Annotated in this window: 19 protein-coding genes; 10 read left to right on the plus strand and 9 right to left on the minus strand. The window is 40.1% G+C overall.

All coding sequences use genetic code 11. The features are described 5' to 3' along the window. Positions 1 to 64: 64 nt before the first annotated feature. From FTU29_RS16310 to FTU29_RS16350, 9 genes are all read right to left on the minus strand, one after another. Positions 65 to 469 (minus strand): DUF1064 domain-containing protein, encoded by a 405-nt coding sequence (locus tag FTU29_RS16310; protein WP_180122871.1) that lies wholly within the window; start codon positions 467 to 469, stop codon positions 65 to 67. Then, positions 447 to 920: a hypothetical protein gene (locus FTU29_RS16315; RefSeq protein WP_180122873.1), complete on the minus strand. Its 474-nt coding sequence runs from the start codon at positions 918 to 920 to the stop codon at positions 447 to 449. Before FTU29_RS16315 ends, FTU29_RS16310 begins: the two co-directional genes overlap by 23 nt. Next, positions 913 to 1,161 carry a hypothetical protein gene (locus FTU29_RS16320; RefSeq protein WP_078193428.1) on the minus strand — a complete coding sequence of 83 codons (249 nt, stop codon included), beginning with the start codon at positions 1,159 to 1,161 and terminating at the stop codon, positions 913 to 915. The genes FTU29_RS16315 and FTU29_RS16320 overlap by 8 nt, the downstream gene beginning before the upstream one ends. Beyond that, positions 1,158 to 1,418 (minus strand): hypothetical protein, encoded by a 261-nt coding sequence (locus tag FTU29_RS16325; protein WP_180122875.1) that lies wholly within the window; start codon positions 1,416 to 1,418, stop codon positions 1,158 to 1,160. The genes FTU29_RS16320 and FTU29_RS16325 overlap by 4 nt, the downstream gene beginning before the upstream one ends. Then, positions 1,415 to 1,924: a hypothetical protein gene (locus tag FTU29_RS16330; protein WP_180122877.1), complete on the minus strand. Its 510-nt coding sequence runs from the start codon at positions 1,922 to 1,924 to the stop codon at positions 1,415 to 1,417. The genes FTU29_RS16325 and FTU29_RS16330 overlap by 4 nt, the downstream gene beginning before the upstream one ends. Then, positions 1,921 to 2,664 (minus strand): ATP-binding protein, encoded by a 744-nt coding sequence (locus FTU29_RS16335; protein WP_180122879.1) that lies wholly within the window; start codon positions 2,662 to 2,664, stop codon positions 1,921 to 1,923. The genes FTU29_RS16330 and FTU29_RS16335 overlap by 4 nt, the downstream gene beginning before the upstream one ends. Further along, positions 2,661 to 3,554, minus strand: a complete 894-nt coding sequence (locus FTU29_RS16340; protein ID WP_180122881.1) for a hypothetical protein — start codon at positions 3,552 to 3,554, stop codon at positions 2,661 to 2,663. Before FTU29_RS16340 ends, FTU29_RS16335 begins: the two co-directional genes overlap by 4 nt. Positions 3,555 to 3,715: 161 nt before the next feature. After that, positions 3,716 to 3,991 (minus strand): hypothetical protein, encoded by a 276-nt coding sequence (locus FTU29_RS16345; protein WP_078191951.1) that lies wholly within the window; start codon positions 3,989 to 3,991, stop codon positions 3,716 to 3,718. Positions 3,992 to 3,999: 8 nt separating this feature from the next. Continuing rightward, entirely contained in the window at positions 4,000 to 4,200 is a 201-nt protein-coding gene (locus tag FTU29_RS16350) for a helix-turn-helix domain-containing protein (RefSeq protein ID WP_180122883.1), read from the minus strand. A 113-nt stretch (positions 4,201 to 4,313) separates the two neighbouring features. On the opposite strand from FTU29_RS16350, the gene FTU29_RS16355 reads away from it, so the two are divergent. The 10 genes from FTU29_RS16355 to FTU29_RS16400 all read left to right on the plus strand — a co-directional run bounded on the left by FTU29_RS16355 (position 4,314) and on the right by FTU29_RS16400 (position 10,882). Continuing rightward, positions 4,314 to 4,970, plus strand: a complete 657-nt coding sequence (locus FTU29_RS16355; protein WP_180122885.1) for a LexA family transcriptional regulator — start codon at positions 4,314 to 4,316, stop codon at positions 4,968 to 4,970. 142 nt (positions 4,971 to 5,112) lie between these two features. Then, positions 5,113 to 6,234: an XRE family transcriptional regulator gene (locus tag FTU29_RS16360; RefSeq protein WP_180122893.1), complete on the plus strand. Its 1,122-nt coding sequence runs from the start codon at positions 5,113 to 5,115 to the stop codon at positions 6,232 to 6,234. A gap of 2 nt (positions 6,235 to 6,236) precedes the next feature. Further along, on the plus strand, positions 6,237 to 6,770 hold the full coding sequence (locus FTU29_RS16365; RefSeq protein ID WP_180122895.1) for a DUF4411 family protein: 534 nt from the start codon (positions 6,237 to 6,239) through the stop codon (positions 6,768 to 6,770). A gap of 98 nt (positions 6,771 to 6,868) precedes the next feature. Beyond that, positions 6,869 to 7,210 carry a hypothetical protein gene (locus FTU29_RS16370; RefSeq protein ID WP_180122897.1) on the plus strand — a complete coding sequence of 114 codons (342 nt, stop codon included), beginning with the start codon at positions 6,869 to 6,871 and terminating at the stop codon, positions 7,208 to 7,210. A gap of 133 nt (positions 7,211 to 7,343) precedes the next feature. After that, positions 7,344 to 7,700 carry a hypothetical protein gene (locus FTU29_RS16375; RefSeq protein ID WP_180122899.1) on the plus strand — a complete coding sequence of 119 codons (357 nt, stop codon included), beginning with the start codon at positions 7,344 to 7,346 and terminating at the stop codon, positions 7,698 to 7,700. Between the two features lie 207 nt (positions 7,701 to 7,907). Beyond that, positions 7,908 to 8,156: a hypothetical protein gene (locus FTU29_RS16380; protein ID WP_180122901.1), complete on the plus strand. Its 249-nt coding sequence runs from the start codon at positions 7,908 to 7,910 to the stop codon at positions 8,154 to 8,156. Beyond that, positions 8,156 to 8,413, plus strand: coding sequence for a hypothetical protein (locus FTU29_RS16385; RefSeq protein WP_180122903.1), 258 nt, complete (start codon positions 8,156 to 8,158; stop codon positions 8,411 to 8,413). Before FTU29_RS16380 ends, FTU29_RS16385 begins: the two co-directional genes overlap by 1 nt. 1 nt (position 8,414) lies before the next feature. Beyond that, positions 8,415 to 9,395 (plus strand): YqaJ viral recombinase family protein, encoded by a 981-nt coding sequence (locus FTU29_RS16390; RefSeq protein WP_180122904.1) that lies wholly within the window; start codon positions 8,415 to 8,417, stop codon positions 9,393 to 9,395. Positions 9,396 to 9,420: 25 nt separating this feature from the next. Then, a complete protein-coding gene (locus FTU29_RS16395; protein WP_180122906.1) occupies positions 9,421 to 10,404 on the plus strand; it encodes a recombinase RecT in 984 nt (327 codons plus the stop codon). 133 nt (positions 10,405 to 10,537) lie between these two features. Then, positions 10,538 to 10,882 carry a hypothetical protein gene (locus tag FTU29_RS16400; protein ID WP_180122908.1) on the plus strand — a complete coding sequence of 115 codons (345 nt, stop codon included), beginning with the start codon at positions 10,538 to 10,540 and terminating at the stop codon, positions 10,880 to 10,882. Positions 10,883 to 10,982 lie beyond the last annotated feature (100 nt).

Below are 10,982 nucleotides of genomic sequence, written 5' to 3' on the forward strand. Positions count from 1 at the left end.
TAATACCCTTAGTCAACCATTCAAACGGTTCAAATTTTTCTGCTATTGCATTCATCCCAATCCCTCAAACTTCTCTAATATCGATATCGTGTACTGTTTTCATTAAGTGTTTCTTATTGCGATAACTCGGTAAATTTCTCGTTCCAGGCGACTTCACATCCTCAACAATGAATTTCCCGTTTTCGATGTATGTAAAATCCGCGAAGTACCTCAATTCAGGTTTTGCCCTTTTCTCACCTTCCAGCTTAACCTTAGGTGCCAAGACAAATTTGACCTGACACCGTAACTCTGAAATTTCACCCCTCTGCATTCGCGCTGTAAGCTCGATATAGCGCTTGTACTCTTTGACGCTATCGAACTTCATTCCATCCTTTTCAATGCGCTGTGCGTTAAATTTGCTGCGCCCAGACTTAGGTTTAGTCTTAGGCGCATATTGAGCGTGATATTCAGCGAGTGAGATGCTGGTCACTATCACCTCGCAAAGCCAAGCAAGCTAATTGCTCAGCTAGATCAAAAGCATCACATTTTCCCGAATAATATGAATCAGCATTTTTCTTGTATTCACCCTCTGCAACCTCGTAATTATTTGAAAGCTGCACCACAAGATTTTTAATATTGGATTCCAGCAACTCCACACGTTTTTTCTTCTCGATATAACAAGCCTCCATGTTGTTGAGCTGGGCTTTTAGCTCATCAATCTCACCCTGACGAGCATTCCAGCCTTTGGTGTGCCATTCTTGAGTGAGTGCGACAAATTCATCCTTAGAACGCTGACGTTGTGAGCCCCACGCCTGATAAGACATCTGTACTAGCAACACTCGATAAACATCACCATCCTTATCAAACAACTTGTCACCATGGATGAATCGCATGTTTGTGTAGAAGTCTTGATCCTTAAACCACTTTTCAAAATCACTCATGCTCAATCACCCTCGTCGTCGGCGCAATATGATTCCGAATGTCTGACACGTTGTCCGTGCGGTCGTGGTCAGCTATGGCAGCACTAAGATCATCGTACGTAAACCCCTCACTTGATCTGTGCCACATCCCATTTATGACTGTGAACTTCATATCATCAGGACAGCCAAGATTTTTAAGCATCCCTAGTAAATTGCGTGCCTGCTCTAATCCATGGTCTTCAATAAATTGCTGTGCTTTCATCCTTTCACCCCGAATAGTTGTTTGCATTGCTCTGTGGCTTGATACGAATAGATCGTTGTTTTAACCAAGTAGCCGCATTCAACCAGATCATTTAGACAAGCCCTTGCTGTCATTCTTGATGTCTCCAATGCGGCCTCAAGCACATCAGTCACGGTAATTTCACATCCTGCATGCGCCGCAAGAATCAAAATATCTAGACGCTTTTCAAATGCGCTGCGTGCACGATCTCTGCTCGGTGATGCTGTTTTGAATGTCATGCCACACCTCCAAATAAATCCAAAGTCCACTCATCACGAACCGGATTTGACTTTGCTTTGGTCTGCTTTTCTACCTTTAGCTTTGTCGCTGGCTTCATTGGTGGTGCATATTCAAGCTCCAGTGATTCAGTTGCTAGGAATGTCTTGTTGAATTCCTCTTGAGTTGGCACCCAATCAACTAACTGCCAGAACTCACACCCATGTCTTAAGCCTGCACACACTCGATCTGCTTCAGCCTGTAGAAACCAAAAACTAATGTGAGAGGCTTTTTGAGCAGGATTCATGTTTTTGCAGTGCTCTTTTATTTGCTCTTGGAATGCTTCAACAAAATAAATTTCAAGCTTCTGATCGGCTGCAATTTCAATCTCATTTTCACCAATCAAGCCAAGCCATATTTTGAAGTCGATATTTTCCTGCTTATTCAATCCAGCAAACGCATGATCAGTAAGTGGTTTTGGATAAGCTGTAAAACCGCTTGAGTCTTTGTATTCAGAAATTACGCTCACACCCCACCTCCTACACGCTGATCCGTCCAGTTACATTCCACAATCACTAGGCCATCATGCTGAAACCGCGACCAAAGACGATCACCCAAATCCTTTTGCAACTCAGCCATCGTCATATTGGAAATCAACATCGTTGGCTTTGCTGCGTCATAACGCGCATACAAAACTTTGTGCACAAGCTGCAACCGATTTTCGTGACGGTCATGCAAGCCGTATTCATCAAGAATTAACAGGTCATATTCGGTGAATCGGTGAATTGCGTTTGATTCATTGTCATCTGCTTTTTTCCAAGCATTCGCAATCTCATTACCCATATCTTCCGAAGTGATGTAACGAGCATATTTGCGTGATTCCAAGACGTTTCGAGCTACAGCGCATGCCAGATGTGTTTTGCCTGTGCCTGTACGACCAACCATGATCAGATTACGGTTAACGCCTTGCTTGAAGTCCTTAGTGAATACTGTGCAGTGTTGCTTGGCATTCTGCTGACCAATGTTTTTCACGATGTAATCTTTGAAACCGCTATTCGCATGACGAGCTGGTAGCTTAGCCCCCTCAAAATGCTTTTCACGAACCATGCGATTTACTTCGACCTCGTGATCCTTGTGAGCTTTGTTTAAAATCTCTGAAGCGCATTGCTTGCAAATTGCTGTTTGCCCAACTCGAACTTTTTGAACCTTGTGAGCTTCACAGAACTCCGTGCTCATTTGGATTTTTGTATTCAGGATTGATGCGTTCATACCAAATCCTCCAATTCAATGTTGTCACTGGCAGGTGCATACTGCTGAACTTCACCCCATGCATCGTTTACGTTGCGAGAGTTTTGTTTTTCGGGAATACGGCCTGTAGATTTTTTAGCTTCACGCTCGGCCTTAGCCAGTTGCTTTTCAAATTCCTGAAAAATCCACTGTGCAAACTTCCGAAGTTTTTGGTTATCAGTGAGCTGGTGATTGTTTTCATGGTGAGTATTAAAATTCCCAAGATGGAATTGAAAATCTTCCATGCCTAGGATTTCAGAAACTCGTTGAGAATATTTTGTGGTTCTCAAGGCAATCGCCAGTTGTTCAAGATCTGGTTTCCAATGATCGCTTTCTGAAAAATCTGCTTGCGCGTTTGTGTGTGTATTCTCTTGTTCCTGCTCCTGTTCCTGCTCTTGGCTTGCAAGGGGCTTCGAAGGGGCTTCGTTTTTAACTACTTTTTTAACTGTATTTTGACGTTTTTCAGTCATACAAAATGCTTGACTGTATTTATCGTAAAAGCTTTCTAGATAAGGGTTTGAAGGTAATGAGTTGTATTCGTTTTGAACACCAATACTGCGCTTATCAGTACTCTTTAATTTGTCAGCAATTTGGAAGCGAGCCATTTCATGCACCCACACCATTTCGGAAGCGTGGTCATAACTGCAAAAACCTGCTTCGCAAGCCCATTGAAGCCCCTTTGAAGCCCCTTCCATGCCTAAGCCTGTTTCATGAGCTACATATAAAAGTGGCATGTAGTAAAGCCCCAACATATTGGCGTGAGGGCTAGTCATTAAATACATCGACACCACTAAAGACTCAGGACATTGTCTCAACTGTTTACCAGTCGATCCTGTCCAAAAGTGTGGTGATACTTTTCCATATTCGCGCATAGCTTCTAAGCTCCTTCGAAGGGGCTTGCAAGGGTTAAACCACTGATGAAATGAATATTTTTAGGGCTTAGACATTTGCCCCATTGGGGCTGTTGTGCTAAATTAGTTTTCATATTCAATGACTCCTGTTATTTGAATTACTAAAAGCCTGATCTAGACCATCAGGCTTTTTCTTTGCCTAAATCCCTACAAATCCCTTCCGATCCCTCGTGGAATTGAACCTCAGTACTTAAATCCCGCAACAAAGCTGATACTCCCAAGCGCTCGAATGATTTTGCTTGTAAATTAAGTACATGCCACTCACCTGCTATTTCTTTTTCAAGTAAATAAGCAAGGTACTGTGCAAGATCTTTTCCTTTGATATTTGAGAGAACCTTTGCACGTTCATGGTTCTCAGGAGACAAGCGAACATGTGTAGATTTCTTATCAAGACTCATAAATTCACCTATGCGATTTGCTGTGGTGCGCAGTGCGCCAGCCATAATTTTTCTAGATTCTTGCCTTTCTCATATCCAAGGCGTTTACCACATAATCCATTCTCAAGATTGCTTACGTAATTCTGAGAACACTTAACCTCAGTGGCGATTTGGGTTTGGGTTAATCCCTGTTCCTTCAAATCAATGATCATTTTTTGCCATTGGTTCATGGGAGACCTCCTATATTTCCAATAAATATATAGGTTTTCCGATATTAATACAATAGCCAAACCGATTGGAATATGTATCAGAATTCCGATAGTGGTATTTAAGGAAAAATTCGATGACAACTTTGGGCGAGAATTTAAAAAAGATTCGCAAAGCGAAAAAGATGACCCAAAAAGAGCTAGCTCAAAAATCAGGGGTTAAGCAGTCAGTTATTTCCGATTTGGAAACAGGTAATGCTAAGTCTACGGGTTCAATTTTAGAGCTAGCTAATGCGCTTGGTGTAACTGCAGAGGAATTAAAAAAAGGCGTTTTTGATGAGACGTCAGTAATAAACGTTGCTCCTGTAACTCCTCGAATGGCCCCAGTACTTTCATGGGTGCAGGCTGGCGTATTCACCAGTGTTCAAGCTGTTGATATGTCTCAAGTAGAGGAATGGCTTCCACTACCAGAAGAATGTACAAATTGTTTTTACTTAAAAGTTCAAGGTATTAGTAACAATCCTGATTTCCTTGAAGGTGACTATATTCTTGTTGATCCTGATGTTTATTACAGTGACATGCAATCTGGTGACATGATTGTTGTAAGAAGACTTGAAGACGCTACGTTTAAGAAATTGGTTATTGAAACCGATGGATCTCGATACCTTCAAGCATTAAATCCAAACTTCCAGCCCAATATCATTCCTTTAGATGAGGATTGCCATTTTGTGGGTCAGGTTGTTGATTGTATTCGCTATACATATCGTGCTAAGCGAAGAACTAGGGCAATTTAAAAACAAAACCCAAGCACATGTTGAAAAGTGCAAACCCCTGCTTTGTGGGGTTTTGGTTTGGGAATTAATTGGGCTAAATTCAGCAAGTGCTAAAATAAATCTAGTATAATGCTAGGTATCTACAAGAGGCTTTTAAAGACTGATGGTTATTGAATTGGTTAAACACTCACCAAATGCGCTAAGGCGCTATATGACTGACATGAATGTGTCAGCGAGTGCACTCGCCAATTTAACTAAGATATCTCAAAGCAAAATTAATAAGGCCTTGGATGAGGTTGAAGTATTTAAGCTGAGCCAATTAGAGACTATTTCAAAAGTTTTATTTGTGCCAACAGTGTATCTAACAACTGATAATTTTATCTATGAGCGTAATACGCCTGAAATTATAGAATTTAGAAATCATATAGATATTCCAGAAGATAGATATAAAGAAAATGCTTTAGTGCAGGAATTTTGCCAAGTTAGAGATAACTTTATATCTATATTAAGTTCTCTGAATGAAGAGCCTAAAGCTTTCGATTTGAAGCTTAGCGGAACTAATGCAGAAGAAGATGCTCAAGCAATAATTGACTATTTTGGTTTTTACACACACAGCAAAAAAATCAAGAATTCAGATGATTACTTTAATGCTTGGAGAGACATTGTAGAGCTCATGGATGTAGTAGTTATAGATAGAGGGCGAGATAAATTTGGCTCGGATGGTATGTGTTTGTATTTTGATGCGGTACCCATTATTACCATTTTTAGCTCAGGACAATCTCAATCTAGAAAGCTATTTACTTTAGTTCATGAAATTGTCCATTTGGGATTAGGTAGTAGTGTCTTTGATGGGCGATTACTAGAATCTGACAATAGTCTTGAAAAATATTGTGATCAAGTTACGGGGTATGTTTTAGCCCCAAAAAATATTGTGGCTGATTGCTTTAATGAAAATTTAACCATCGAAGAGAATGTTATTCTTATTCGAAAACAAACAAAAGCAAGCAAAGCAGCTATTGCCATTCAGTTAAAAATACTTGGATTAATAAATCAAGATCAGCTTGCTGATTATTTAGATTACATCAAACCCAAAGAAAGTGGTGGGGGGTTCGGTTCTAAGAAGGAAAATATGGTCTTAAAGTATTTTGGCTACAACTTTGTTGAAAAAGTTATGAGTGCAATGTGGCAAGAGCGCATATCATCCAATACCGCCAAAAATATTCTTGGATTCCATAAGACATCAAAACCGTCAGCCTTTAAAGAATTACAGCAAAAGGTCTTCTAATAATGATTAAAATTAGCTTAGATACAAATGCTGTATTAGACTTTTGTTACAGAAATTATCCAGAACAAATATTTAAGGAAATATGGAGTTCTTTAGAAAGCTCCAGACTAGCCAACCAAGTTAAGTTTTATATGTGTGAAGCTGTTTTGCATGAAATTGAACAAAAGATTGCAGACTATGAGTATGATGAATCAATATTTCATGCCTTTCTTGATCGTTTCTGCGTTCATCAAATCAAGCCAAATGAACACGGAACATCAATCCTTGGTTTAAAACAAGAGTTATTAAAATATAATGCATCAAAAAATTCACACCACGTAACAAAAGATAATTACGCTGATCTTGATGTTGTTAGTTTGGCTCATCATTATGGTTCAGATGCTTGTGTTATAACATGCGAGCAAAGAAATCCTTTTTTAAACTGGGATGCTAAATCACAAGGCCACAACATGAAAGTTCCCAATATTTGTGAAAAACTAAATATTGAATGTGGTAACTGGTCTTATTTATTTTCAAAACTTGGATTTTTGTTTTAATTATTTTTATATTTCCCCCATCCAACCCACCCCACGGTGGGTTTTCTTTTCCTTATTTCCGCTTATAATTCATCCACCAATAACAACAAGACAAAATCATGAAAACAAGATTAATCACGTCCTTGCTTTTAGCTATTTCAATCACTGGCTGTCAAAAGGAAGCTAGCATTACAGCTACCGTCGACCCAGTGGCCACAGCTCAGTTTGAAAAATCAGATGCTCGACTTGGTGAATACCTGGATCTTCTGAATGACCCTAAAGCCCCTTCATCAGAGAAATACAGAATCCTTTGCAAGGACTTTTATACCGAATACAAAAGCAACTACGTACCTGCTCTATTGAAACTTCAGCCCAATGATTACACTGAACCAGGCCTGCTTGAAGATCTTAAAGTCACCATGGACGCCTATAAGAAAAATTTAAATATTCACTGTAGATAAATTCATGCAAGAATTATAACCCACTCATAGCAGTGGTTTTTTATGTCATCCAAGTGTAAATAAACCATCATATTTCAATCCAACCAACTACCATGTTCATATCTATGATTTATAACCAAAAGGCTTGTTTAAAATGAAATATATAATTGGTGCTTCACTTCTTGCTTTAGCACTATCTGGCTGCAATTCATCTCCTACTCAAGTAATCAGTCCTGTGGAAAGCGTACCAAGCACTCTGGCTGAAACTCAGGTCATTAACTTTGTTGGAACAATGGATCTGGCGATTCAGCTTAAATCATCTGACAACTTTGAAACTGCAGAATTAGTAGACAACTCGGGTAAAGTTCATCACTTAAAGCAAACTATTGCAGCATCAGGTGTACGTCTAGCTAATGACCAAGGTGTATCAATTCACTTTAAAGCTGGAGACGGTGTAGTTGAATTAGTACCAGGTAAGCCAATCAGCATTACTGAATTCAAGAAGCAGTAATTTATTCCTATCAAATCGACCCACCTTATGGTGGGTTTTCTTTTGTCTATTAAAACATGAATCAGAAAATAATATCGGTTTTTCTATATTTTTATCGGTTTACCTATTGACTACCAATATCGGAAATGCGATATTTACCTCGTAAACACAAAAAAAGCACACCGACCCTTTCAACCTTCGATGTGCTTTGCAAACTGCGAGGTCATTATGGAACAACAATTTTCACATAGCAATACACCAGAGTTTACTTCTAACAAAAGCCAAACATCTGCGCGTCTTTACCAACACCCTACAGCTGAAGAAATGAAGCCCTCTAAAGCTAAAAAACGCATTGGTGATTTCTTCGCTATCGCCCTGCTCATTTCAATCTTCTTTGGGTTGGTGTTAATGGCTTTTTATAAACACGCGGAACAAATGGATCGTCAGGCTGTTGTTGCGATTAAGGGAGGTGTGTGATGAGTGTACGACTCAACCCTATCAATCTAGCAACACACCATATTTTGCAAGATGGGCAAATTTCTCATTTTCGTAGCGACACACACCCAAACCAAAAATTGGTTAATGGTGTTTGGGTTGACCTGTACGAAGACGCAAATGTAGCAAGTTGGGCTTCTCGCATTAATCAAAAACCAGCGGTTAGAAACACTGTAAAAATTAAACCCTCACCTATTTACCCACGTAAAAACGTGCTTGGCGCGTACCAAGGGGATTGATATGAACACACAAGTTAATGTGAAGGAAATTGAAAACGCTCGTCAAGCATGGCTTGCTTCTCGTCGCCTTGGTGTTGGTGGGTCTGATGTTGCTGCAATCCTAGGTTTAAGCAAATACAAGTCTCCATATCAGTTGTGGTTGGATAAGACCAATCGTGCTGACTTGAATGACTCTGAAAGTGAGCCTGCCTACTGGGGTAACCAGCTTGAAGATATTGTTGCTAAAGAATACGCAAAGCGAAATGGTGTGAAGATCCAACGCGTGAATGCCACGATTAAAAATCCTGAACACGACTGGATGATTGCCAATATTGACCGCGCCATCATTAACCCTGAAATCTCGGGCAATGTACGCATTAAAGACGGCAAGCTTACAACTGATCGTATTCTTGAGTGTAAGACTGCAAACCAATATTTGGCAAAGCTTTGGGGTGATGAACAATCCGAGCAAGTGCCAGACTATTACCTCACCCAATGTCAGTGGTACATGGGAAATACAGGTGCATCTATGTGTGGCTTAGGAGTACTGATTGGTGGGCAGAAATTCCGCAGCTATCAGATTGCTTTTGATGAAGAATTATTTGCAATGCTTCAGGAAGAATGCTCAAAGTTTTGGTTTGAGCATGTGCAAGCAGACATGCCGCCTGCCCCTACAACTTTTGATGATGTTTTGCATCGCTGGTCACATCACAATGCTGACCAAGCCTTAACTGCTGATGATGATCTAGTAGAAACCATTGCTGAATATAAAGACCTTAACAAAACCATTAAGGACGCTGATAAAGAGCTGGATGCTTTGAAGTTAAAAATCTGCAGTCGCATGGAAGATGCGGAAATGATTATTCAGGAAGAAAAGCGCCTAGCAACTTTCAAATATCAAGAACGTAACACATTGGACAGCAAAGCACTGAAAGCGGCTCATCCAGACATCTATGAACAATTTGTGAAGACTTCAAGCACTCGTGTTTTGCGTGTGTCTTAACCAGTATTAAAAAGGAATAAAAAATATGAACTCAATCGTTAAAGTGCCAACCGCAAGTGTGAATTTCTTAACACCAACCAACTTGCAGGAAGCTATGCAGATTGCTGATTTACTTGCTGGTTCGGATATTGTGCCTAAGGACTACCAACGCAAGCCGGGCAACATTCTTGTTGCTATGCAATGGGGTGCTGAAATTGGATTACAACCATTGCAGGCTCTGCAGAATATTGCGGTGATTAATGGTCGTCCTACTGTTTGGGGTGATGCAATGCTAGCTTTAGTGCGTAGTTCCGGACTGCTCGAGTTTATTCGTGAAGAGTTATCTGAAAATGGGCTTGAGGCAACTTGTACTGTAAAACGTAAAGGGCAAGAACCTGTTGTGACGAAGTTCAGCATGGAAGATGCAAAAAAGGCAGGCTTGGCCGGTAAGCAAGGACCATGGACACAATACCCAAAGCGCATGTTAAAACTTCGTGCTCGCTCTTATGCGTTGCGTGATGAATTTACGGATGTTCTTAAAGGTATGGCTATTACTGAAGAGGAGATGGATAAAGAAATAGACATCACCCCTGCTTCATCAGAAGTAAATGCGCCAAAATCCAATAGCGGCTCATCAGCATTAAAGGCTCGGATGGCAAAAAAGCAAGCTGTTGAATCTACTGCTGTTGAAGTTGATTTTGATGTTCAAGCTTGTCTTGATGCTATTGAAACAGCTCAATCAGTGGATGACTTAAAGGCTATTGCCAACACAATTCCTGCAAATTTGGGTGAGCCTGCTAAATCTACGATTAATTCCGTATATAAGTCACGCAAAGCTGAACTCTCGGAAGTATTCCCTGATGCTTCTGTACAGTCGGTTATTTCTGAAATAAATAATGCCTCAGATTTAGATCAGCTAAATGAGCTAATGCAATCTCGCTTTGAGCCATTTACTGCACAAATGACAGAGGCTCAAATCAACCAGATCAGTAGTGCTTATGATGCTCAAGAGGCAGCACTAACTCCATGAGCTATCAATATTATGCAATCACCCGCGTGCTGTTAATTCAGCACAACGGTCGGGTTAAAAGTTACCGCAATATCAATCTATTTGGGATTGAAGATTGTATTAAAGAATTTGTCAAAACGTGGGGACATAGGTAATGGAAGTAAAACAATTAGAACCGGCCGAAATCGTACGTAATGAGATGGGTACTTGGACGCATCCACAATATTCAAAATATTTAGCAGAAGAATTTGATGGTGCTGAATGGATCGATCAAAAAGACTGGGATGAATTAAAGCGTCGCTTCAACATTGATACAGTGACTTTATGGATGGAAGGCTGTGTAAATAGTGATGATTGGGAAGCCATGATGGATGATTGTGATATCACCAAGTGGGATCCAATTGCTCCAAACGGATTCTTTTTAATAGATATTCATTTTGGTGAAGATGATGCATACGCATTGTTTGCCCGCAATAAACGTGAAGTCGAGGTGGCGTGATGGATATTCAGAAAGAAAGAGAAGCGTTTGAAAAACATGCCAGTAAATTTTTTACTGATTCTAAAGAAGCTTTCAAAACTAATGGTGATCAGTATTTGTA

It is taken from the genome of Acinetobacter sp. YH12086 (genome assembly GCF_013419345.1).
Classification (GTDB): domain Bacteria; phylum Pseudomonadota; class Gammaproteobacteria; order Pseudomonadales; family Moraxellaceae; genus Acinetobacter; species Acinetobacter amyesii.